20 protein-coding genes are annotated in these 24317 nt (G+C 36.3%); 3 read left to right on the top strand and 17 right to left on the bottom strand.

Annotation, left to right across the window (positions count from 1 at the left end; genetic code table 11):
* Positions 1-1012: 1012 nt before the first annotated feature.
* Both G5B32_RS05140 and G5B32_RS05135 read right to left on the bottom strand, forming a co-directional pair.
* A complete protein-coding gene (locus tag G5B32_RS05140; protein WP_165290477.1) occupies positions 1013-2104 on the bottom strand; it encodes a glycosyltransferase family 8 protein in 1092 nt (363 codons plus the stop codon).
* Between the two features lie 33 nt (positions 2105-2137).
* Positions 2138-2896 (bottom strand): glycosyltransferase family 2 protein, encoded by a 759-nt coding sequence (locus G5B32_RS05135; RefSeq protein ID WP_165290476.1) that lies wholly within the window; start codon positions 2894-2896, stop codon positions 2138-2140.
* A gap of 60 nt (positions 2897-2956) precedes the next feature.
* Here G5B32_RS05135 and G5B32_RS05130 point away from each other — a divergent pair, with 60 nt between their 5' ends.
* The gene (locus tag G5B32_RS05130; protein ID WP_165290475.1) at positions 2957-3721 is read left to right on the top strand and encodes a glycosyltransferase; all 765 of its coding nucleotides are present in this window, start codon (positions 2957-2959) and stop codon (positions 3719-3721) included.
* Between the two features lie 17 nt (positions 3722-3738).
* Here the strand turns inward: G5B32_RS05130 and G5B32_RS05125 are convergent, their stop codons facing one another.
* From G5B32_RS05125 to gltB, 14 genes are all read right to left on the bottom strand, one after another.
* On the bottom strand, positions 3739-4752 hold the full coding sequence (locus tag G5B32_RS05125; protein WP_165290474.1) for a glycosyltransferase family 9 protein: 1014 nt from the start codon (positions 4750-4752) through the stop codon (positions 3739-3741).
* 5 nt (positions 4753-4757) lie between these two features.
* On the bottom strand, positions 4758-5363 hold the full coding sequence (locus G5B32_RS05120; RefSeq protein ID WP_165290473.1) for a DUF4254 domain-containing protein: 606 nt from the start codon (positions 5361-5363) through the stop codon (positions 4758-4760).
* A 36-nt stretch (positions 5364-5399) separates the two neighbouring features.
* Positions 5400-6893 carry an NADH-quinone oxidoreductase subunit N gene (locus G5B32_RS05115; RefSeq protein WP_165290472.1) on the bottom strand — a complete coding sequence of 498 codons (1494 nt, stop codon included), beginning with the start codon at positions 6891-6893 and terminating at the stop codon, positions 5400-5402.
* Positions 6893-8497: a NuoM family protein gene (locus G5B32_RS05110; protein ID WP_165290471.1), complete on the bottom strand. Its 1605-nt coding sequence runs from the start codon at positions 8495-8497 to the stop codon at positions 6893-6895. The genes G5B32_RS05115 and G5B32_RS05110 overlap by 1 nt, the downstream gene beginning before the upstream one ends.
* Before the next feature lies 1 nt (position 8498).
* A complete protein-coding gene (locus G5B32_RS05105) occupies positions 8499-10505 on the bottom strand; it encodes an NADH-quinone oxidoreductase subunit L (RefSeq protein ID WP_165290470.1) in 2007 nt (668 codons plus the stop codon).
* A complete protein-coding gene (gene nuoK / locus G5B32_RS05100; RefSeq protein ID WP_165290469.1) occupies positions 10505-10810 on the bottom strand; it encodes an NADH-quinone oxidoreductase subunit NuoK in 306 nt (101 codons plus the stop codon). Before nuoK ends, G5B32_RS05105 begins: the two co-directional genes overlap by 1 nt.
* Entirely contained in the window at positions 10807-11355 is a 549-nt protein-coding gene (locus G5B32_RS05095; protein WP_165290468.1) for an NADH-quinone oxidoreductase subunit J, read from the bottom strand. Before G5B32_RS05095 ends, nuoK begins: the two co-directional genes overlap by 4 nt.
* Positions 11355-11864: a 4Fe-4S binding protein gene (locus tag G5B32_RS05090; RefSeq protein WP_206366795.1), complete on the bottom strand. Its 510-nt coding sequence runs from the start codon at positions 11862-11864 to the stop codon at positions 11355-11357. The genes G5B32_RS05095 and G5B32_RS05090 overlap by 1 nt, the downstream gene beginning before the upstream one ends.
* Before the next feature lie 55 nt (positions 11865-11919).
* On the bottom strand, positions 11920-12993 hold the full coding sequence (nuoH, locus tag G5B32_RS05085; protein ID WP_165290467.1) for an NADH-quinone oxidoreductase subunit NuoH: 1074 nt from the start codon (positions 12991-12993) through the stop codon (positions 11920-11922).
* A 136-nt stretch (positions 12994-13129) separates the two neighbouring features.
* Positions 13130-13363, bottom strand: a complete 234-nt coding sequence (locus tag G5B32_RS05080; protein ID WP_165290466.1) for a sensor histidine kinase — start codon at positions 13361-13363, stop codon at positions 13130-13132.
* Positions 13326-13451 (bottom strand): hypothetical protein, encoded by a 126-nt coding sequence (locus tag G5B32_RS17625; RefSeq protein WP_410528459.1) that lies wholly within the window; start codon positions 13449-13451, stop codon positions 13326-13328. The genes G5B32_RS05080 and G5B32_RS17625 overlap by 38 nt, the downstream gene beginning before the upstream one ends.
* Before the next feature lie 81 nt (positions 13452-13532).
* Positions 13533-14435, bottom strand: coding sequence for a HAMP domain-containing histidine kinase (locus G5B32_RS05070; RefSeq protein WP_165290465.1), 903 nt, complete (start codon positions 14433-14435; stop codon positions 13533-13535).
* Between the two features lie 156 nt (positions 14436-14591).
* Positions 14592-16058 (bottom strand): glutamate synthase subunit beta, encoded by a 1467-nt coding sequence (locus tag G5B32_RS05065; RefSeq protein ID WP_165290464.1) that lies wholly within the window; start codon positions 16056-16058, stop codon positions 14592-14594.
* Between the two features lie 19 nt (positions 16059-16077).
* Complete coding sequence (gltB, locus tag G5B32_RS05060; protein WP_206366794.1) at positions 16078-20577, bottom strand: glutamate synthase large subunit; 4500 nt, start codon at positions 20575-20577, stop codon at positions 16078-16080.
* Between the two features lie 207 nt (positions 20578-20784).
* Between gltB and G5B32_RS05055 the strand changes: the two genes are divergently transcribed.
* Together G5B32_RS05055 and G5B32_RS05050 are read left to right on the top strand one after the other, a co-directional pair.
* Positions 20785-21882 (top strand): mandelate racemase/muconate lactonizing enzyme family protein, encoded by a 1098-nt coding sequence (locus G5B32_RS05055; RefSeq protein ID WP_165290463.1) that lies wholly within the window; start codon positions 20785-20787, stop codon positions 21880-21882.
* Positions 21883-21935: 53 nt separating this feature from the next.
* The gene (locus G5B32_RS05050) at positions 21936-22946 is read left to right on the top strand and encodes a LacI family DNA-binding transcriptional regulator (RefSeq protein ID WP_165290462.1); all 1011 of its coding nucleotides are present in this window, start codon (positions 21936-21938) and stop codon (positions 22944-22946) included.
* On the opposite strand, the gene G5B32_RS05045 is transcribed toward G5B32_RS05050, so the two are convergent.
* On the bottom strand, positions 22935-24236 hold the full coding sequence (locus G5B32_RS05045) for an MFS transporter (RefSeq protein ID WP_165290461.1): 1302 nt from the start codon (positions 24234-24236) through the stop codon (positions 22935-22937). The genes G5B32_RS05050 and G5B32_RS05045 overlap by 12 nt on opposite strands.
* Between the last annotated feature and the right edge of the window lie 81 nt (positions 24237-24317).

Raw genomic sequence — 24317 nt, 5'->3', positions numbered from 1 at the left:
TCTCCCTCTCCTAAGATATATTGTAGCCAGTTTGTAAAACTATATTTAGACTTAATGGTTTCATTTAAAGTTTCGTAGGGATAATTGATAAATTCATCTAATTGTTCTTTACTTTGCCCTTCCCAAATTAGTATATTACTAGGATTGTAGAAATCATAGTACTTCACTTCAGTATTTGTGGTTATAATTTTCTTATCATACCCTATTCCTTCAAATATACGAAATGACAAACCTGAATGAATATTATTATGTATGTCCAATATAATGGATGAACTCATAACATTTTTGAGATTATCTTCAAATGTTGTTGTTTCAGGTCTAACTTTAATTACTGTATGGTTAAGCGATTTTATTATCTTTTCTTTATTGGATATTATGGTAATGTCCTTTTCTATATCTTTATTAAGTTTTTGCAGAATATCATCCAAAATTTGAATCCGGTCATGCTCGTAGCTTCCTAAATAGTAAATTTTTTTTGCCTTGTTATTTTTTACTGATGTTTCCATGTAATAATCGAAATAGAAGTTGGTAATAGGCAAGGTTTTAGCTTCTTTAAGATCAGACGTGTCGAAGACATAAAATTTGTCCATGAAATTGATTCTATCATATATCATAGGATATCGACTAAGTCCGTCCCATTGGTATCCAATACATTTTTTACATTTTGATTTTGCAATATTTAAAAATTCCGTACTAAATAAGTCTAAGCGGATAAAAATGCCATAATCAAATCCAGCGGCCTCATTTATTTCTTTAATTAAATCCTGCTCATTTTTCTTTAATATCAACTTCTTTTTAAAGTTTTTATCTCTAAGAAACGTTTTTCTGAAAAAGTTATGAGCTCTTTGTAAGAAATTTTTATATCTAAATTTGTCATTAAGTTGGTGAGGAATTATCTTTACCTCAATGTCCAAATATTCAAAATTTTTCCTAAAAATTTCAGGAAAACCAACATGATTAGGTACAGCTAATAAAATTTTTTTTCTCGTCTTCATCAAATCTTACTTCTCTTTTATCTGTTAACCATTTCTAACTCATATTGTCCAATAGCATTTTTTATCGTCCTTTTGAATCTAAGTAACAACAAGCGTATTTTAGTGTGTTTCTCTATTTGAAATTCACTTTGAATACTAAACTTTGCAACTAGATGTTTTAGTTTTTCTTTGCCGACAAATGTTGCTAAAGATATATTTTCTCGAAAAGGGTTTTTGTATTTGCGTCTTTTTTTTCGACTCTCATATTTCACTTGAAATTCTGATTTGGCGATAATCGGATTTTTAGGGAAATATTGTTCAATAAAATCTTTATATTCTTTGTAAAATGACCCTACATATCCTTCTTGTACATTCCAAGGTTTTAGTTCTCCTACGAAATGTATAATATTAGGTTTGAAATCATTAACCAACATGATTGTTTTATCAATCAATTGATAATTATTCAAGAAAGAAAGCGAACCAATTTTGTCATGAAGAACTGTATTAATTAACGTTTGATCATGTTTAGTAAGTTTACTTTCTGGATTATTCATAAAATCAAACAACTGATTTAGATAGTTTATGCTTAAAAGCTCTTGAGTATTAAACAAAATCACCCCTGCATTTCTATAAATATGATTGATTTCTCGGTATTGATTTAAGTAGTCATTATGAAAATTCAAACCCGACCCACGTTCAATTTCAGCAATATCAATTGCCATAGCGATAGGAAAATGATGTTGATGTTTATCCATTAGCTCTGATATTTGTGCATTTAGAATATACACATCAGCATCCAAATATAGAATCTGATCATATTCATTGGCAAAAATTGCGGGCAAGAATAGCTTGTAGTATGTTGCCATAGACAATCTTCCTACAGGTAGTTTAGGTAAGAGAGAATAATCAATAGCACAATAACGAATTCGAGAATCAAAATGTGTTGGTGTTGTACTTGTGTGGGGCATACATATCACAATGTCGTAATCTCTATTATGCTCTTTTTGCAATAATTGAGAAGCTACAAAGGAAGCGTATGGTAAAAAGGCGTTATCTACACACAGAGCTACGGCTCGTCTATAATTTGCTCTAGTTGAGCTGTGCTTAATAGAAGGTACTGTACAAATCATTTCGTTACTTACAATCAATTTATATGCCTAATTTTATTTATAAAGTTCTTTTTTTCGAATTTCTTCTAAAGCTTTAGCATACTTCATGTAAGAAAAGAACGATTGAATTAAGGAAAACGTTACACCATCAATGCCATGAAAAATTCCTTTTTTTAAAAAATAGGCTTTAATGAAGGCAGAAATACCATGTATAATAGGAGAAAAGAAGCCAACTTTTTTGCCACTTTTCAAAAATTCTTCAACTTGCCAATCTGTATATTGGTTTTTCTTAGCAATTAGTTGGTAGAAATTCTCCCATCCATAGTGCAATAAGTGCATATTGGTATTGCACATATTTGTTGCTATTACCCGTTGATGGACAATCTGAGTGGAAGGGGAGGCCGTCTTTTTATTAAAAAATCTACAGGCATAGTCTGGATACCAATCTGCAAAATCGATCTCTTTATCTTTCAGAAAATTTCTCCTTCTGAAACTATAAGCATCATACTGTTGATTTAGAAACTCTTTGTTTTGGAAAAAGGCAATACAGTCATCATCGATAAATTCGTCTGTATCCACATTGAGTATCCAGTCGTTCTTGCAAAATTGTAAACCAAAAATGCGTTGTGGTCCATCTCCGAGAAAAGGTTGTGAGATAACTGTAGCACCAAGAGATTGCGCTATTTCGACAGTTTTGTCTTTGCTTAGCGAGTCGATGATTATAACTTCATCGCATACTTTAAATAATGTTTTAACGCATCGTTCAATAAATTTTTCCTCGTTGAAAGTAATAACAAGCCCGCTAATTGCCATGTTTTATAGTCGCTATTTTAGTATCTTTGGCAAAGATATAGAATAGAATTAATAAATATTATGATTCCTAAATTATTACATTTTTGTTGGTATGGTAAAGGAGAGTATAATGATACAATACGAAAATGTATTCGATCTTGGGAAGAAAAAATGCCTGATTACAAGATTGTAAAATGGGATGAATCAAATACGCCCTTTGCTCAAATGCCTTTTCTCCAAGTGTTGTACAGGCAAAAAAGGTGGGCCTTTATCTCAGACTATATGCGCTTGTATGCCTTATATAAACAAGGTGGTATTTATTTTGATACTGATGTTGAGGTTATAAAGTCTTTTGATGATTTATTATCAGAACCTTCTTTTATAGCCTTCCAAGTCGAACTTGGAACAGATAAATATCCATTTAATACGGCGGTGATAGGAGGAGAAAAAGGCAATGCATTTATAGAGAAATGTCTACGGGAAAGTGAGAAGTTGCTTCGTATGTACTATCATGCAATGGCGGCACCGAAGATATCTAGTAGAGTGCTTTTAGAGAACTATGGTGTCTCTAGATATGAAAAACAAAAATTTGAGGATGTTACGGTTCTTACTCGTGATTATTTCTACCCTTTCTCTTGGCGTGAAGAATATTCAGAAGATTGTTTGACAAATAATAGTCTTGCAATTCATTGGTGGGAAGATTCTTGGGGAAATAAGAAAAAGAATTTAAAATATTATTGGACATCCTTTTCGCGTAAGGCAGAGAGAACACCAGGAATTATCGCATCTAGATTAAAATGGGTATTTCAAAAAACAGAATTCTTCTTATATAAAAAGATTAAATAATTTGTAAGTCATTAAGCTTATAATTCTTTGATTTTGTTTAAAATCATTTCTGAAGATACTAAATCTATAGCTTCTACACCATCACAATCACAAGGTTTGTTGCCATATACGGATGAAGGTCTATTGGAATGTTCGACTTGAATACAATCTTCGTAAGACTGTCCGAAACCTAAAAAACCGGCATACGGATGGGTAGCACCCCAGATAGAAAGACATCTGGTGCCGACCAAAGAAGCCATATGCATGCCCGAGCTATCCATACTAATCATTAAATCTAAATGAGAAATGATATCCAACTCCTGCGAAACCGTAAAATTACCAATTGTATTTTTTACCTGTTTGTATTTCTGTTCCCAACTTTCCGCGATAGCCTTTTCAGAAGCGCCACCACCAAATATGAAAAATTCGTATTGCTTAGTTTCAGATAGATTCTTAATAACCTCTTCCATTTTGGATAGAGGAAATACTTTATAGCTATGTTGTGCAAAGGGGGCTATTCCAATTTTTTTCTTGTCAGATGCTAATGATCCTAATAATTCTGTTGGAATAAGTCTTTGTTCTTTTTGTAAAGTGTGGCTTAAATTAATCGCAAATCCTAAATTTCTAAACACATCAGCATAGCGTTCAATTGTCAATTTGAGTTGCTTTTTAATTTTATTTTCAGCGCGTGTGAGTTCTTTTTTCTCTTGTCTTCCTTTGTCCAAAATCTGGGTTCTATAGCCTGCAATTTTGAATAAAAAACCCAAAGTACGACTTCGAATATTGTTATGCAGGTCAGCTACAAACTCTGCTTTATAAACTTTTAATTCCTTAAAGAGGGTGTAAATACCACCTAAACCTTTATGTTTGTGCTTAGGATCAAAAGCATGAAATTTGACACGAGGTATATGCTCAAAGAATGCCGAAAATAATTTTCTGGACACCATAATAATTTCGGTGTCGTCGTGTTGTTTCTGAAATTCTTTGAGAACCGAAGCGACCATAGCAACGTCTCCCATTGCTGAAAACCGAGTTACAATGATACGCTTCATATATGTTATTTTTGAGCGCTGTAAAGTACTGGGTTTAAGTTCGGGTCGTTGTACATTTTCATTTGTTTGTACACTTTCATATATTTTTTGCCCGCTTCAATATCAGCCAATAACTCGTCAATACTTTGAGATAAGTCATTGCGTTGTTCCAAAAGTATATCAAGCTTTTGTTGGCATGAATCAATATGAGATTGGTCCACATCCTTACGGTGAGTTTCCTGCTCCATATGATAGATTTTCAATGCCAAAATCGACAACCTATCAATAGCCCATGCCGGACTTTCGGTATTGATGCTAGCAGCTGCTAAAGGTTTTACTTCAGCAAATTTTTGCAAATAGTAGCTATCGATATACTCAACTGTATCAGTACGTACTTGATTCTGTTTATCGATACGTCTTTTCCAATACAAACCGTCTTTTGGATCAATTTCTGGATTACGTACCACATCTTCCATATGCCATTGCGCAGTGTCAATCCAACATTTCAAATACAATAAATGCTCTAGTGAGTTAGACTCATAAGGATTTGAAATCGGATGATCAATGGCGTCATAAACGTGATAATCTGCTATAGCACGTTGAAAGATAGAATTTGCTGTAGTACTAATCATAAGACAAATATACGAATTAAGATAACCCGAATGTTTCTATTTGAAGAGAGATAATAAAATTGACGGAAAAATTCCTAATACTAAAGTGGAAAACCCTAAAATAATCGAAATAAGATAGACAATCCACGTAGATTTCGTGGGTAATATATTTACAGCTTCACCTTTACGTAGAAAAGCAAACAAAGGAATTTTGAAGTAATAAAATAGCGAAATTACGGAAGTCAATGCACCTACAACCAATAATATCAAATAGTATCTGTTATTGTTGAATTGGAATAAATCAAAAATAGAAGTAAAGACAAAAAGTTTCCCGATAAAACCTGCAGTAGGAGGTAAGCCCACTAAGGAAATACCCAGTAAGGTAAATACGCTAAAAAGAATCGGGAATTGCTTACCCAATCCTTGGTAATTTTCCAATTGTGCACTTCCTATTTTTTGTTCTAAAGTATCGATAAGTCCGAATACTGCCAAATTCATTATCGTGTATACAGTGATATAAAATAACAAAACTTGAGGTTCTGAAGCTAAATTTCCTACCAAAGCCATTAACAAAAATCCAGTATGACCAATTGAAGAATACGCCATCATACGTTTGATGTTGGTCTGACGAAGCGCAATTAAGTTTCCCGCTAGCATAGTCACTATAGACGCCACACTTACTAGAATCAATACCAATTCTGAGAAAAAGAAGGACGACGAGGTCCATTCTTCAAATAGACGAGCTAATAAAACCAAAGCTCCAATTTTAGGAACTGTGGATAGAAAAGTAGTGATTGGCGTAGGTGCGCCTTCATACACGTCAGGAGCCCACATGTGAAATGGAACAAAACTCAGTTTGAACCCTATGCCCACAAACATAAACAATAAAGCAATAGATAAAAGAATTTTTGGCGCTTCAATTAAGCCTTGAATATGTTCAAAAGAGGTGAAATCTAAATTTCCAGTAAAGCCATAGAGTAATGACAAACCATACAACATTATTGCAGCGGATACCGAACCAAAGAGTACATATTTCATCGAAGCTTCGGATTGTTTTTTGTTCTCCGAAAAATAACCTACGAGTATATATGAACTTATAGAAACAGTTTCAATTGCGATAAAGGTCAACAACCAATTACTGGTCATCGTCAAAATATTCATACCTAATCCAGCCGTAAGTAAAATGCTGTAGACGTCACCTAAGTTTTTGCCGAATTTTTTATGTTGGAAATGTTGTTGTACAAAAATTACACAGATTAATAAAGCGATTTGAATTATTCCACGAGCGTACACCGAGAAATTATCTACGATTAACATTCCGAAAAAACCACTTTGAGGTTGGCCGAATTGCTTTGTCGATAATACAAAAGATACTAGGATACCTAATATGGTAATAAGAAAGGAGCTTTGTTTCCACGCTTTATCTAAAAACAATGTCGCTAGAATACTGCCCAAGAAAGCGATGATCAACGCCAATTCCGCCTTGAAATAAGGGATGGATTGAAGGACTTGATCTAGTATACTCGGTAATTGTATGTTGATATCTTGCATTATAGATACTGTGAAACCAATGAAACTAAATTAAGAACTGTTGCATTCATTTTGTCAAATACCAACGAAGGCATAACACCTAATAATAAAGCTAAAGCTAATGTTGGGAACAAAATAATTCGTTCGCGCGTATTTATGTCTGTCAATAAAGTTGCCCATTCTTCTCCACCTTTGAAACGTGTTTGTCCAAAGAACATGCGTTGCAAAGTCCACAACAAATAAGCTGCACTCAACAATATCCCTACCGAACCTGCAATAGCCATCCAACGAGGAATTCCTGTGCCTACTGATTCTGCATTGAATGTTCCGATGATAACAAAAGCTTCACCGATGAATGCAGAGAATCCTGGTAAACCCAAAGATGCAAAGAAAGCTACAGCCACAAATCCAGTATAGGCTGGCATATGCGTCGCTAATCCGCGGAAATTGTAAATATACCTGTCGTGTACGCGGTCGTAAATAACGCCAACTAAGAAGAACAAGGCTGCCGATAAAAATCCGTGTGAAAGCATTTGGAATAATGCACCTGAAATACCTTCCGCGGTTAAAGAAGCAACGCCCAATAGCACAAAACCCATGTGCGAAACAGAGGAATAAGCTATCAAACGCTTTAAATCTTTTTGTGCTAAAGCATTCAACGCTCCATACAAAATGGAAACTACGCCGATTAATCCTAACCACCAATTGGCAGCTGCCGCGGCATCAGGGAATATACTATAACATACTCTTATGATACCATATCCACCGATTTTTAACAAAATACCTGCAAGTATAATAGATACTGGAGTAGGCGCTTCCACGTGTGCATCTGGTAGCCAAGTATGTAATGGTACGATAGGAACTTTTATCGCAAAAGCAATAAACAACACAATAAAGCCCAACATACGTGCTGGGATTCCCAACACTTCGTAATAATTATTCAAGTAAGCGAAGAATGAACCGTCTACATAATTGTTTGGGTTCATCATATGCAACATATTGAATGTATTTGCTCCTGTCTCAGGATTTACTACAGAAAAATATAATCCTACTATGATTAGCAGCATGAAAACTGAACCAAATAATGTATAAATAAAGAATTTAATAGCAGCATATTCGCGATTGGCGCCACCCCAAATTCCGATGAGGAAATACAACGGAAGCAACATTACTTCGTAGAAAATGTAGAATAGGAAGAAGTCCAAAGCACAGAAAATACCCATTACTGCCATATTCAACAGCATCAATAGCGAGAAATAGCCTTTTGTACTTTTTGTAATATTCCAAGATGCTCCAATGGCCATTAGCATGACAAAAGCACTTAATACCAACAAAGGAAGAGAAACTCCATCGACGCCGACGAAATAATCAATTTCCAACTGTCCCAAACTTCCCAAGTCTAAACGAATCCAAGGAAGTTGTTCCAAAAATTGAAAACCACTTGCCTGATTAATTCCCGTGGCAGCGTTATCAAATTGGCTATATAACCAGCCTGATAAAACAAATTGCACCACAGTAAATCCCAATGCAATGTACTTATAGCTTTGGCGCAAGGTCGCTGGCAACAACAGAATTAAAACTGTTGCAAGCAGAGGCAAAAATATGAGTAGTGAGAGTAATCCCATTTTATTTTAATATCAAATAAATTATTCCAATCAAAACCATCGTCAATGTGAATCCTAAGTAATTTTGTAATCTACCGTTCTGTACAAATCTAAGTGCATTGCCCAATTCGTAGGCTAGATAAGCCACAGCATTTACAATTCCGTCTACTATATATTTATCAATCCAGGTTATCAATCCACTTAGTTGTTTTATGAGGTATGAAGCCCCATTCACGAAACCATCTACAATATATTTATCAAACCAAAAACTGATTTTTCCAAGCTTCACCGTTGGTGTTACGAATGTCTTCATCATCCATTCATTCATGCCAAATTGATTTTGTGCCAGATGAATCCAACTACTATTAGCATTCAATGGATATTTACCTTTTACGTACCAATTGTACCCAATCCACCAGCTGAGTAAGGCAGTAGCAGTTAAAGTAATAGGTACTATCGTATGTAAAGAATGAATTTCAGGGAATGTATAATTAACAACTAATCCGTTTAAAATCGCAGCATTCGCATACGAAAATGGATTCCAAGAAAATATAATGAATAAGGAACAAATCCCTAAGAAAGCCATTGGAATCAACATAGTTTTTGGAGCTTCGTGTAAATGAGCTTGACCAGTGTTAACACGTAATGTTCCGAAGAAAGCCTTGAAAATCAATCTTCCGATATAGAATGCAGTCAGAATACTAACGAGAACCAAAATGATTGGAACTACCAAATACAGCCCTCCTTGTTGCAAAGCCCATTCAAAAGCAGAAATAACAATGGCATCTTTGGAAAGGAATCCTGATGTCAACGGAAAACCTGCCAAAGCTAAGGAGGCCAAACTCATCAAGACAAAAGTCTTTGGCATATATTGACGAAGTCCGCCCATATTGCGTAAATCTTGTGGGTCAAAATCTTGATGTGAATGTGCTTTCAAATGCGCCATTTCGTGAATCACAGCTCCAGCACTCAAGAACAAAAGACACTTAAAAAAGGCATGCGTAGCCAAATGAAACATTCCCGCGTCCCAAGCGCCAATGCCTACGGCTACCATCATATAACCCAATTGAGAAATGGTAGAAAAGGCTAATATTTTTTTAATATCATATTGTCCTAAAGCAAAGATGGCTGCCGTAATCGCTGTGATTGTTCCGATTATAGCAATGATTAATAAAACAGTGCTATTGAATAAAGGGAAAATCGAGCTTAATAAAAACACACCAGCTGCGACCATTGTCGCCGCGTGAATCAATGAGGAAACAGATGTAGGACCTTCCATCGCATCAGGCAACCAAAGATGTAATGGAAACTGTGCTGACTTTGCCATGGCACCCAAGAAGAAACAAATTCCTGCGGCGGTGATTAATCCCGAATGGTGGTCTATTATTCCTTGGAAGAACAAGCCATCTTTTCCAAATATTTCAACTAAATCTAAAGTGCCAAACGTACTGAATAGAATAGCCAAACCTATTAAGAAGCCCAAATCACCAATCCTATTCATCAAAAAGGCTTTCTTATTCGCTTGTACTGCCGATTCTTTGGTAAACCAAAATCCAATCAACAAGTATGAAGCAAAACCAACCAATTCCCAAAAAATATACATTATCAGTAGATTTTTGGAAATGGTCAAACCCAACATCGCAAAGCAAAATAAGCTCAAATACATCCAATATCGATGTATTCCAGCATCACCTTTCATATAGGATTTAGAATATATGTGCACTGGTAAGGCAATGATGCAAACAATAAACTGCATCAATACCGTCAGGTTATTTAACAAAATACCAAAACTGAATGTTTTGTCGCCTATTGTAAACCAACTGTAATCAGCCTGTAGGGGAATGCCATTCCACACTTCAGCAAAAACAAAAAGACCAGAAATAATCGTGCTCAACACAATGGCAACCAATGAAAAGATGCCCGAAGTAGACTTTTTGCCAAACAAAGCCTGAATAATAAAGGCCAAGAAAGGCAAAACTACGACCAGCATACTTGCAAAGATAGGTGATATGTTGAGTAGATAATTCATTAGTCTCTTAAGTCCGTAATATTATCTGGATTAATTGTTTTGTAATGTCTATATACATTCAGGATTATTGCCAAGCCTACAGCAACTGAAGCTGCCGCTAATACAATCGCAAATAACGCAAAGACCTGACCTCCGTAATTTATTTTATCGTATTTGCTGAATGCTACAAAATTCAAAATGGCTGCATTTATCATTAATTCAATGCCTATTAAAATCATAATAGCATTGCGTTTCGCAATAACAGTATACAAACCAATGCAGAAAATACATGCACTAACCACCAAAAAATGAGTTAAGGTAATCATTGTGTATCCTCCTTTCGGGATAAGTGTGCGGCACCAATCAAAGCCATCAATAAGAATATAGAAATTACCTCAAAAGGTAAGACATATTGCGTCATAAATTTAATTCCCAACTGATGAATATTATTATCATTCGGGGAAATTAGATCACCAGATTTTATATTGCTGAGCATCCAATCCGGCATATCGTTGTTCCATTCTTTTAATCCCAAAAGAATAACTGCAAAAAATCCTAAAGCCAATAGCAAAGATTGCCAGTTCGGAAGACTGATAAATGAACCCGAAATATTTTGTAAATCTGCTAAAAGCTCTTTGTTGGAAAGCATAAAAGCAAATATCATTAAAATGAGTACACCACCTACATAGACCATGATTTGCGTAATAGCCACAAAATCTGCTAAGGCAAACAGGAATAACCCAGCCATGGAAAATAAAGTGATGAAGAATAAAAATAAAGCACGGGCTGTATTTTTCAAACTTACAACTAGAAGGGCTGAACCAATCGCTAACACAGCGAAAGCATAAAAAAGAAACACTTCTAATTTCATTATTTCTTTTTCGCTGCCTCCTTGTCAGCTTGGAAACGTGTCCATTCTTCCTTACGTTGCTTAATTTCTTCTTCAGTCATCTCCCCAAAATCGTAAATCAAGTCGGTTAATTTTGTTGTGCTGCGATCGTATTGATTGGTCATCGTAATACATTCCGTAGGACATACCACGGTACAAAGACCGCAATACATACATTTTGCCATATCAATATCAAACTGTGCCGCATACAAACGTTTTACGCTACCATCCGATGTTTTGCCAATTGCTTCAGGTGATTTGATGGATTCAATGGCGATACAATCCACTGGACATGCTTTCGCACATAAATCACAGACGATACAATCTTCAATTTCTACGTGTAATTGATAACGGCCGATTTCAGGTATAGGCATTTTTTCGTGAGGAAACTGAACGGTCGTAACACCTTCTTGTTTTTCGAAATAATTTTCTTGGCGAATGTCGCGTATTTCACGTGATTTTTTAGCCCCAAAGAGGTGGCGTACGGTCAAAAGTAATCCTTTTACCGCAGTCGCAAAGCCGTGTATGGTTGTTTTTAAAATCACCTTAATTCATTACTAAAATTCGCCACAATCCCGAAATTACCATGCACGCAAAAGCAATAGGAATCATCACTTTCCAACACAAATTCATTAACTGGTCTGCTCTAAAACGAGGTAAAGTCCAGCGTATCCACATTTGAACACCTACAATCAATAATGTTTTTGACAATGTCCAAAAAATTCCCCAAATAAGACCTGTTGTCCAATCTGCTAATTGTAAAGCACCAATATTTGGCAGTGGTGTGTTCCAACCACCTAAAAAAATTACAACGCCAAGCATAGCCACCAAAAACATCATGGCGTATTCTGCTAAAAATACGAATGCAAAACGGATACCACCATATTCCGTATGGAAACCACCGATTAATTCGGATTCAGCTTCAGGTATATCAAAAGGAGCACGGTTACATTCTGCTAAGGTTGCTACAAAGAATATCACGTAAACCACAATTAGATGTGGCGCTTGGAATATATTCCAAGCGAATAAACCTCCTATTTCAGATACATCCCAAAATCCTAAAAAATGAATACTTTCTGTACTCAAAACACCTTGATTTATGGCAATTTCATTAAGATTCAAAGTTTGCGTAATCATCACCGCAGCAATAAGCGATAAGCCAACTGGAATTTCATACGACACCATTTGCGCAATAGCACGAATAGAACCTAACAATGAATATTTATTATTGGAGCCCCAGCCTGCCATTAGAATGCCAAGTGCATCGATAGAAACGACTGCCATAATAAAGAACAATCCTGTATGGGTATCAGCTGGCAAAAAATCCGGAGCCCAAGGCACAACCGAATACCCAATAAATACCGCCACAAAAATGATTACCGGAGCAATTGCAAATAATATTTTGTCTGCTGCAGCTGGGTTAATTAATTCTTTCTGAAGGAGTTTAAGTATGTCAGCAAAGGTTTGTAATAAACCGAATTTACCTGTTTCCATTGGACCTAAACGGTCTTGTACAAAACCTGCTACTTTCCGCTCCGCATATACTGCAAAAAGCGTAAATAAAGCTATGAAGCCAAAAATGACAATCGGTACAAGAATATGAAGTAGAATTTCGCCCAATGTACTCTTTAGATTAATTCTTATTAAGTACAAACATACGCAAAACGTGGGAAAAGCAATATAAAAAATGAAAATATACTAGATTAGTAGATTATTGCTTTTCGTTATGCTTATATGTCATTTCACTTCCAATAATTCAAGAAGTGATTAAAACTTCCGTTTGCTGCAGTTTCTTGCTTTTGGGAAGTGTGATTATAAAGGTTGAACCTTCACCTAACTTACTTTTTAAGGAAATATGCCCATTATTTTGGTGAACTAAATCATTTACAAGCACTAAGCCAAATCCTGTTCCTTTTTCACCTGCCGTTCCTAAGTTGGGCGTTTGAACGGATTCAAAAAATGTTTTTGGTTTTCTCTTCCGAAATACCAATCCCTTGGTCTTGTATTTTTAAGATGACTTGATCGTTTTCTTCTTGCGCAGAAAGGATTATTGTTCCTTCATTAAAAGAAAATTTAATGGCATTGTTAAGAATATTGCGGACAATTATATTTAAATGGTCTGGGTCAACAAATACTTGTAGATCATTTGAAATATTCGTCTAAATGTTTAGATTTTTATTTTCAAATTGAGATTTTTGAAATAAGCAAAGGTGGTCTATAGCCTCCTGAAGGTTGATATCTTGGGGAATGGCTTGAGAACGTCGAAGGCTAGTGGAGCTCCAATTCAAGAGATCAACTAGTGTGCTGTCGAGATTAGTTAGCCGATCATTAATAGATTCGAATGTATCGGTACCGATTTCTTTGGATATTATTTTTTCTTTATAAAGAAATAGTAAATTTTGAATTGATCCCAACGGTGCCCGTACATCGTGTGCGATAATGGAAAGGATCTTCTTCATATTCTCATTATTTTTTTGCAATAACAAATGTTGATGTTGAATTTTCTTGTTCATCGAAATTTGTGTATTGTATTGCAGCATCATAATGTAGATCAAACAACATAGACCCCCGAAAACATTTAAAATGGTTCGATCTTGAGTGACTGGCAAATCTACTTCAAATGGATAGGGGACAAATTTTATAGCAAGGAAAATGGCACTAAGAATGATTGATGATACTATCTGCGTTATTTTATTTCTATATATAAGGGCTATAGCTATTAATATACTTAATAAATAAAGTTCCGATTGATTTTTATAAATAAAGCCGGATAAGGATAATGATAAAGCATTAAAATATAATAGAACAATCTTTGCAAAATTATACTTTCTATAATGGTTGAGTACCAGAACCGCTACGAGATTAAGTGTAATACTGAAATTTATTCCGGTCAATAATGCTCTTTCTTGAAAAAAATTAAGAACCGCATATAGGAATGAAACAAGTATAAAAATAAAGGATGCTGAATTAATATTATTAAGCACCTTCATATCATATAATGATAAATCTGTATGATATCCTATGTTCCTAATTTTATTCCAATAATTAAGACTTGGGTTCATAAGTAGATAGTAGTTTGTTTTAATATTACATTTTTAATGCGGTACAAAAAAGCGTTTTTAAATTTTGCAAGTCAGCTTATTAGCTGAGAAATAAAAAAAACCTTCTTACATTTCTGCAAGAAGGCTAGATTGAAAAATATAGATGATGATTAGTTGCTATGCATAATTATAGACAGCTTCTTTGCTTTCTAAAACAGTAGAACCCATTAAGAATTCATCGACTTTGCGAGCACATTCACGGCCTTCTGAAATCGCCCAAACCACTAAGGATTGACCACGTCGCATATCTCCTGCAGCGAAATATTTACTTGCGTTAGTTTGGTAAGAACCTTCAGCAGCTTTTACATTGCCACGTTCGTCTAATGCGATACCCAATTGTTGTAATAAACCTTCATGCTGAGGGTGTAAGAAACCCATTGCGAGTGTTACCAATTCGCAAGGGATTTCACGTTGAGAACCTTCTACTTCTTTAAATTTAGTTGGTCTTCCCAAAGCGTCAGTTTCCCATTCTAAATCTACTACAACTGCAGCACGTAAGTTACCGTTTTCGTCACCTAAGAATTCTTTGGTACTGATACTCCAGTGTCTTTGACATCCTTCCTCGTGAGAAGTTGTTGTTTTTAACAATATTGGATAAGTAGGCCAAGGCATTGCCGAAGTACGTGTTTGGGGAGGTTGAGGCATTAATTCAAATTGAGTTACAGATTTTGCACCGTGTCTGTTTGAAGTACCTACACAGTCAGATCCTGTGTCACCACCACCGATTACCAATACATTTTTACCCGTAGCCAAAATTTCTTCTGTTTCGATAGGAGAGTTACCTACGCGTTTGTTCTGTTGTTTCAAAAACTCCATCGCATAGTATACACCTTTCAATTCACGTCCTGGAATATTCAAATTACGTGGAATAGTAGAGCCTCCTGATAACACAACTGCATCATATTGATCCAATTCTGAAGCTGGGACATTTTTACCCACTTCAGCGTTAGTGCGGAATTCTATACCTGATTCTTTCATCACTTCGATACGTCTGTCGATAACAGATTTATCCAATTTGAAGTCTGGAATGCCATAGCGTAAAAGTCCACCCACTTTATCATCACGTTCGTACACCACTACGTCATGACCAGCTTTGTTTAACTGTGCTGCAGCAGCAAGTCCAGCAGGACCGCCACCAACAACAGCAACTTTTTTACCCGTCTTGATAGCAGACTTATTAGGTTGTACATAACCTTTTTTGTAGGCAATCTCGATGATATGTTTTTCAATTTCCTCAATAGCTACAGGATTTTTGTTGATGCCCAATACACATGCCGATTCGCATGGCGCAGGACAAATACGACCTGTGAATTCAGGGAAATTGTTTGTTGACGATAATATATTATATGCTTCTTCCCATTTTCCATCGTAAACGGCATCGTTAAATTCAGGAATAACATTTCCAAGTGGACATCCTGAGTGACAGAATGGAATACCACAATTCATACAACGTGCAGCTTGATTGTTCAATTGCTCGTCCGAGTATAATTTTACAAACTCTTGGTAATTTTGTTTTCTATTTTCTACAGCCTCTTTTTGAGGAAGTACTCTATCAAATTCTAAAAATCCAGTTGCTTTTCCCATGATTTTATTTCCTCTTTAATTAAGCTACAACCATTTTTTTCAATAACACATTTTTATATTCACGAGGGAATACCTTGATGAATTTGTTCTTTTCGGTAGCCCAATTTTCCAAGATATAAGATGCTCTCGCACTCTTAGTCAAGTTGACATGACGTTTCAATAACGAGATAATTTCATTTTCATCTTGTGTATCAAGTGGGTCAAGATCTACCATTTCTTGGTTGCAGTTGTCTTTGAAGTTGCCATTGATATCGTAAATCCATGCAATACCGCCACTCATACCTGCTGCGAAGTTTCGACCTGTGTCCCCTAAAATCAGGGCACGACCGCCTGTCATATATTCACATCCGTGATCTCCGATACCTTCAACAACTGCTGTAGCTCCTGAGTTACGTACCGCAAACCGCTCACCAGCCATACCATTAATAAATAAGTGACCTGAAGTCGCACCATAAAGTGCTACGTTACCAATGATGATGTTTTCGTGTGGTGTTAATGAGCTTTCTTTTGCCGGATAAATGGCTAATTGTGCTCCTGAAAGACCTTTACCTACATAGTCATTTGCTTCACCTTCTAATTCGAAGGAAATACCTTTTGTGTTGAATGCACCGAAAGATTGACCTGCTGAACCTTCAAATTTGAAGTTGATCGTGTTGTCTGGCAATCCTTCAGAACCATAGATTTTTGATATTTCGTTAGAAAGTAAAGTTCCGATTGTACGGTCAGTATTTTTTACTTTAAATGTGCCAAATACAGGAGTTTTATTTTCTAAAGCTTCTTTTGCTTGTTTCAATAATCCCCAGTCCAAAATCATACTCATGCCATGATCTTGCTCTTCGGTATTATAAAGAGATTGACCTACTTCGTTACGTGCTACGTGTAGGATTCCAGAGAAATCAACTTTAGAAGCTTTCCAATGACCTACATCTTCGCGTTTTTTCAAGAATTGTGCGCGGCCCACCATTTCATTGATCGAACGGAAACCTAATTGAGCCATAATCTCACGCATTTCTTCCGCTAAAAATTGGAATAGATGAACTATATCTTCTGGTTTACCAGAGAATAACTTGCGCAATTCAGGATCTTGAGTCGCCACACCAACAGGACAAGTATTCAAATGACATTTACGCATCATGATACATCCGCCAGCTACTAATGCAGCTGTTGCTACACCCCATTCTTCCGCGCCTAATAAAGTAGCAATAACTAAGTCACGGCCTGTTTTCATTTGACCATCTGCTTGTAACACGACGCGGCTACGCAATTTATTTTGTACCAAAGTTTGATGCGCTTCAGCTAAACCAAGTTCCCAAGGAAGACCTGCGTGCTTGATAGAGCTGATAGGAGAGGCTCCAGTACCACCATCGTATCCCGCAATTAAGATGACGTCTGAGTGCGCTTTGGCTACACCGGCAGCAATAGTTCCAACACCTGCTTTAGATACCAACTTCACGTTGATACGTGCATCGCGATTGGCATTTTTTAAATCGAAAATTAATTGAGCCAAATCCTCAATTGAGTAAATATCGTGGTGTGGAGGAGGAGAAATCAAACCTACGCCAGGAGTAGAGTGACGAGTTTTTGCAATCCAATCATCTACTTTGTGTCCTGGCAATTGACCGCCTTCACCTGGTTTTGCACCTTGAGCCATCTTAATTTGGATCTCATCGGCTTGAGTTAAGTAGTTTGATGTAACCCCAAAACGTGCGGATGCAACTTGTTTGATTGCCGAACGCATAGAGTCTCCATTAGGTAATTTTACATAACGGATTTCATCTTCACCACCTTCACCTGTATTCGATTTAGCGCCAATACGGTTCATTGCGATAGCTAATGTGCTGTGCGCTTCGTGAGAGATAGAACCGAAAGACATTGCTCCAGTAGCGAAACGTTTCATGATTTCGCTTGCTGGTTCTACTTCCTCTACAGGAATAGCATTTCTATGTTTTGCAAAATCCAATAAGCCACGAAGCGTAAACATCGCTTCTTTTTGATTATTGATTAATGCGGAATATTTTTTGAATGTTTCAAAGTCGTTGTTACGACAAGCTTGTTGCAATAAGTGAACAGTTTGTGGATTCCATAAGTGACCTTCGCCACGACGTTTCCATTGGTAAATTCCACCTTCTGGCAATAATGGTTTTACGTTGCGTGGAGCTTCGAATGAGCGCCAGTGTTTAGTTAATGCTTCACGAGCAATATCATCCAAATTCAAACCGCCGATACGGGATACTGCACCACAGAAATATTTGTCTACAACAGATTTATCAATACCTAATACCTCAAAGATTTGAGCACCGTGATACGATTGTAATGTTGAAATACCCATTTTAGAGAATATTTTCAACAAACCATTACAAACTGCTTTTACGTAGTTTTTACGTAATTTTTCCCATTCTAACTCTGTGTCTAATTGACCTTCAGCTTTCAATGTACGGATACTAGCTAATGCCAAATAAGGATTGATTGCTGTTGCGCCGAAAGCTAACAAACAAGCGAAGTGGTGTACTTCCCAAGCATCACCTGCTTCTACTACTAAACCTACAGCACCACGATTACCTGTTTTGATTAAGTGGTGGTGTACTGCAGATACAGCTAAAATAGAAGGGATAGCTGCATGTTGAGAATCGATCGCACGGTCAGATAAGATGATGACCTCAAATCCATCACGTACCGCATCATCTGCATAGCGGCATAATCTTTCGATACCTGCTTCTAATGAACCTGGTTTGCCATCTGCTCTAAAATATGCTTGCAATGTTTTCGCTTGGAAAACACCTGTATCGATAGAACGTAATTTCTCTAATTCGCTAGAAGTTAAGATTGGGTGCTCTAACGTAACACAGTGACACGATTTTTTGTCTTCGACAAGAATGTTTCCTGAATTACCAATAAAAGTAGCCAAACTCATTACCAAACGCTCACGGATTGGGTCGATAGGAGGATTAGTTACTTGCGCAAAGAACTGTTTGAAATAGCTAGAAATATGTTGCGGTTGATCAGACAATACAGCCAAAGGAACATCTGTACCCATTGAACCAATAGGCTCGTAACCTGTAGTCGCCATGGGCGTCAAAATTGTTTCGATATCTTCTCTCGAATAACCGAAAGCTTGTTGGTATTTGAAAACAGAATCTTTTGATAAGTAGGTAAACGTTACGCGAGGTTCTGCTAATTCTTCTAATTTGATTTTATAGTTGTTGATCCATTCACCGTAAGGTTGTTGACGAACCAATTCACCTTTCACTTCTTCGTCGGTACGGATTTTTCCTTCTTCCATATCCACCACGAAGATTTTACCTGGTTGTTGACGACCTTTTTTGATGATAGTAGACTCATCAATAGGCAATGCTCCAGCTTCTGAAGCAACGATAACACGGTCATCTGATGTTACAGCAAAACGCAATGGACGTAAACCATTTCTGTCTAAGGTAGCACCGATGATTTTTCCGTCCGTGAAACATAATGCAGCAGGGCCATCCCATGGCTCCATCAATGTCGCGTGGTATTCGTAGAATGCTTTTTTCAACGGATCCATTTGTGTGTTACCATCCCAAGCTTCTGGTACCAACATCAACATGACATGTGGTAAGCTACGTCCGCTGTGTAATAATAATTCCACTACATTGTCCAGACAAGCTGAATCGGATTGACCTTTGTCTACCACAGGCAACAAGATTTCCATTTCTTCTTTGGTAAAATAAGGAGAAGAAAGAGAGCGAACTGCAGCATAGAACCAGTTCAAGTTACCTGTTAAGGTGTTAATCTCACCATTGTGTGCCATCATGCGGAAAGGTTGCGCCAAGGACCATGATGGAAATGTATTTGTCGAGAAACGTGAGTGTACCAAACCAAATGCTGATACTACACGAGGATCTTTTAAGTCTTTATAATAAGTGCCAACTTGATAGGTCGTTAATTGACCTTTGTAAATAATAGTTTTGCAAGAAAGTGAGGCAATATAAAGAGGAAGTGGGTATTCTTGGGTTGATTTGATTTTCTGAATTATAAGTCTTCTTAAAACGTATAATTTGCGATCAAAATCTTCTGTGTTAGTAACACCTACTGGCCTTGATACGAAGAATTGAACGATTTCAGGTTCTGCACTCAACGCTGTAGGTCCGATTCCTTCTTTATTGACTGGAACAGCTCTGAATCCCAACAAATCCATGTTTCTTTCTTCAGCTGCTTCCTTTATAACTTGACGACACAGGTCGTTTAAAGATTTTTCCTTTGGTAAAAATACCATACCTACGCCATAGTAGCCAGGTTCTTGAAGTTGTATGCCTAAATCAATACATTCTTCCCACAAAAATTCATGTGGTACTTGAATCATAATTCCCGCACCATCACCACTTTCAGGATCACATCCGCATGCTCCGCGATGTTCCATGTTTTCTAGCATAACTAAGGCATCACGCACTTGATCGTGGGATTTTTTACCTTTTATATGTGCTACAAAACCAACACCACAAGCGTCGTGTTCAAATTCTGGGTTGTAAAGTCCTTCTTGCTGCATTCTTATATAAATTATGTTTACCTAATTAGAGTTTGCTAATATAAAAAATTTCTACTAAAATAATTGAAATATTTTCAATGAAAATTATAATACTTTGATTTATTTTTAATACTGTAGTAGATTTCAGACTCATTTCGTATTTATTTCGTAGTTTGATTGGTAATATGGAATTTCATTCGTTTTTTTGTGCTTCTATACAAACGAGTTATGATTATTAAAGAAATCGAAATCTACCGCTTAAGCATACCTATGGAACCTTTTGTTATAGCAACAGGGACGATGGATTACGCGCAGAATACTTTTATCAAAATTATTACGGATACAGATTACTATGGGGTGGGCGAATGTTCGGCTTTCCCAATGATCGTAGGAGAGACGCAAAACACGTGCTTGGCGGTAGCGCAAGACTTTGCTAAAATTTGGAAAGGTAAAGATCCATTAGATATTGAAGCGCGTATAGCAGAATTACATTTGTATATAGCTGGGAATGCGACTGTAAAATCAGCATTTGATATGGCTATTTATGATCTTGCGGCTAAAGTTGCAGGAATGCCCTTATATAAATTCTTAGGTGGAGAGAAAAAAGATATCATAACAGATATTACCTTAGGTATAGCTTCTCCAGAAGAAATGGCGCAAAAAGCGTTGAAATTAAAAGATAGTGGAGCTTTTGCATTAAAGGTGAAATTGGGTAAGAAGCCTCAAGATGATATTGCACGTATCCGAGCGATTCGTCAAGCTGTAGGTTTTGATATTCCTATTCGTATAGATGCTAATCAAGGTTGGTCTTATGAAGGAGCTATCGAAGCTCTTCAAGGCTTAGAACCTTACAAAATTCAATTTTGCGAGCAACCTATGCGTACCTATAATGATCATTTGCTTCCTGAATTGCGAACACAAACAATCGTTCCAATAATGGCGGATGAATCGGTATATTCGCATCATGATGCGGAAAGGTTGTGCAAAGCTGATGCTAGTGATTATATCAATATCAAATTTTCAAAATCTTCTGGTATTCATGAAGCTTTGAAAATTCAGGCTGTAGCTGCAGAATATAATATCCCTTGCATGATTGGTGGCATGTTGGAATCTCGTTTGGCATTAGCGGCTAAAGTACATTTTGCTTACGCATCGCCTAATGTGAAATTCTACGATTTAGACACATGTATGGTTGGACATTTAGAAGATCCAGTAATCGGGGGTATTCAATACAATGGTTATGAAATTCATATAGCAGAAGATATTGGGATTGGCGCTGATATGAGCCAATCATTTTTAGACAAATGTGAAAAATGGGTGATTTAATCACCCATTTTCTTTAATTTGTATTTTTATAATTCCTGAATTAGCCAATTATTATGAGTAAAGTAGATATAATTTCCATAGCTAAAGCTTTGAACTTATCAAAGTCTACTGTTTCTCGTGCTTTTCAAGAGAAAAGCGATATAAATCCTAATACTCGAAATCGTATTTTGGCGTATGCCAATGAAGTTAATTACCGTCCAAACCATTATGCAAGTAATTTGCGTGAACAAAAGAGTAAAACCATAGCGGTTGTGGTTCCCGAATTGGAGAATAATTATTTTACGCAAATCATTAAAGGGGCTGAAAAGATTGCTAAGCAGGAGGGCTATCATATCTTGATTTATGCTACCGATGATGATATAAATAAAGAACGCGAGTTTATTACCAGTATTTCGAATGGTAAAGTGGATGGTGTGTTAATGTCGGTGGTGGGCGAACGTGATAACCACAGTTATCTACATAATATAGATTTAAAAAAAATGCCTATTGTTTTTTTTGATCGGGTATATGATGATATAGATATTACAAAAATCGTGACCGACGATTACCAGAGTAGTTTTGATGCGACAGAACATTTAATACTAGGAGGCTGCAAATCCATAGCGTATTTAGTTGTTGATAAAGATCACTCTATTGGTAAAGAAAGGGCCTTAGGGTACAAGGATGCACTTAAGAAGCATAAAATCGCGATTCAAGAAGATTTAATAGTAGATTGTTCGAATTCTTACGATGAAAATTTCAAAATCTTAAAGGAACTTCTAATCAATCATAAACCTGATGCAGTATTTTCTTCAGTCGAACGCTTGGCCTTTTCTACGTATTTTGTGTGTAATGATCTAGGATTAAAAATTCCAAAAGATTTGAAAGTTGTAGCTTTTTCTAGCCTTCAGATTGCAGAACTTTTATCACCTCCTCTTTCTACAGTCACTCAGCCAGCAGAACAAATTGGACAAGAGGCTGCTAAATTATTACTTAATACATTAAAGGGAGAGCCTCAAGATGTGGATGCCAAAACAATAATTTTGAAGTCAGAATTGCGTATTCGCAAATCGTCACAATTTTAGAAACTTTCGAAATAACAATGCAGTGGATCCAGCTAACAATAATGACATTCCGGCAATTATGATCGCAAATATTGCCTTTCCCTCAAAGTAATCTTGTATAAGAATACCACTGCACAATCCGACTAATATTTGTGGTACTGTTATGAATAAGTTGAATATTCCGAAGTACAATCCAATTTTTTGATGCGGAATCAGTCGACTTAATAATGCAAATGGTGATGCCAATATACTTGACCAAGCTATTCCAATACAGATCATGGGGATATATAGTAAATTAACATTATGGCAATTAAATACAACTAACAAACCTATTCCACCGATAAATAATGCAATTATGTGAGTCGTGATAACATTTGTTTTTTTATATAAATAGGGTAAAGCAAGGGAAAATAGACTTGCAGCCAAATGGTAGCATCCAAATAATATTCCTGTATAGTTGGCAGCATCAGCATACAATTTTGATTGGGAAGAATAATCAAACTCAGCATAAATATGTTGGGCGATGGCTGGTGTCATATAAATCCAAACTAAAAAAAATGCAGCCCAGCTGAAGAATTGTATTAATCCCAATTGCCACATTTTTTTAGGAATCTTCGGAAGAGTAAAAGTATTGCTCGCTTTAGGTTGAGCAGCGGATAATGGATTTATATTATTTGAGGTAATGGCTTTCGCGGTGATTAAAACCGTAATTAACAATAAAGTTGCTCCGATATAAAAGGACCATTTTACATTGTCGGCAATCTGCTGTGATTCTGAAGTAGAACTAAAGGATAGAAATTTGTGTAATATATAAGGCAACGTTGATCCAATAATGGCTCCTATACTTATTAAAAAAGTTTGAATCGCAAATCCTTTAGGTTGCTGAAAAGTAGGGAGATAGTCTGTGACAGCCGCACGGAGTGGATGCATGCTGACATTAAAGGATAAATCTATGATTATTATCAGAAACGCACCTATAAATAGTGGCGACCATAATGCGATAAGTAAATTCGAGTTTGGCAATGCATATAACGATAAAGCACACAAAATTCCACCTGTCAGAAGATAAGGAACTCTTGTACTTCCCGAATTTATATTTCTATCACTCCAATACCCGATTAAGGGTTGGATGACAGCACCTGAAAGCGGAGCTATAAGCCAAAAAAGTGAGACTTGGGTAAGATCAGCGCCATAATTTTGTAGTATGCGTGTTACATTTCCTGCTTGTAATGCAAAACCAATTTGTATACCTAAAAAGCCTATACATAATGAAGAGATTTGTAGAGTGGACTTGGTAGTTTTTTCTTGCATAAAATTGGTTTGGAGCTAGTAATATAGAAACTTATTTTGAAAATTTCGAAATACTTTTTTTGAATAAATTTTGGTTTAAAT

It is taken from the genome of Sphingobacterium sp. SGL-16 (genome assembly GCF_011043515.1).
Lineage (GTDB): Bacteria > Bacteroidota > Bacteroidia > Sphingobacteriales > Sphingobacteriaceae > Sphingobacterium > Sphingobacterium litopenaei.
This window is presented reverse-complemented; position numbering and strand designations above follow the sequence as displayed.

Coding starts and splice junctions, on each gene's coding strand:
- G5B32_RS05140 (WP_165290477.1), bottom strand. CDS start 2,104: ATGATTTGTACAGTACCTTCTATTAAGCACAGCTCAACTAGAGCAAAT.
- G5B32_RS05135 (WP_165290476.1), bottom strand. CDS start 2,896: ATGGCAATTAGCGGGCTTGTTATTACTTTCAACGAGGAAAAATTTATT.
- G5B32_RS05130 (WP_165290475.1), top strand. CDS start 2,957: ATGATTCCTAAATTATTACATTTTTGTTGGTATGGTAAAGGAGAGTAT.
- G5B32_RS05125 (WP_165290474.1), bottom strand. CDS start 4,752: ATGAAGCGTATCATTGTAACTCGGTTTTCAGCAATGGGAGACGTTGCT.
- G5B32_RS05120 (WP_165290473.1), bottom strand. CDS start 5,363: ATGATTAGTACTACAGCAAATTCTATCTTTCAACGTGCTATAGCAGAT.
- G5B32_RS05115 (WP_165290472.1), bottom strand. CDS start 6,893: ATGCAAGATATCAACATACAATTACCGAGTATACTAGATCAAGTCCTT.
- G5B32_RS05110 (WP_165290471.1), bottom strand. CDS start 8,497: ATGGGATTACTCTCACTACTCATATTTTTGCCTCTGCTTGCAACAGTT.
- G5B32_RS05105 (WP_165290470.1), bottom strand. CDS start 10,505: ATGAATTATCTACTCAACATATCACCTATCTTTGCAAGTATGCTGGTC.
- nuoK (WP_165290469.1), bottom strand. CDS start 10,810: ATGATTACCTTAACTCATTTTTTGGTGGTTAGTGCATGTATTTTCTGC.
- G5B32_RS05095 (WP_165290468.1), bottom strand. CDS start 11,355: ATGAAATTAGAAGTGTTTCTTTTTTATGCTTTCGCTGTGTTAGCGATT.
- G5B32_RS05070 (WP_165290465.1), bottom strand. CDS start 14,435: ATGAACCCAAGTCTTAATTATTGGAATAAAATTAGGAACATAGGATAT.
- G5B32_RS05065 (WP_165290464.1), bottom strand. CDS start 16,058: ATGGGAAAAGCAACTGGATTTTTAGAATTTGATAGAGTACTTCCTCAA.
- gltB (WP_206366794.1), bottom strand. CDS start 20,577: ATGCAGCAAGAAGGACTTTACAACCCAGAATTTGAACACGACGCTTGT.
- G5B32_RS05055 (WP_165290463.1), top strand. CDS start 20,785: ATGATTATTAAAGAAATCGAAATCTACCGCTTAAGCATACCTATGGAA.
- G5B32_RS05050 (WP_165290462.1), top strand. CDS start 21,936: ATGAGTAAAGTAGATATAATTTCCATAGCTAAAGCTTTGAACTTATCA.
- G5B32_RS05045 (WP_165290461.1), bottom strand. CDS start 24,236: ATGCAAGAAAAAACTACCAAGTCCACTCTACAAATCTCTTCATTATGT.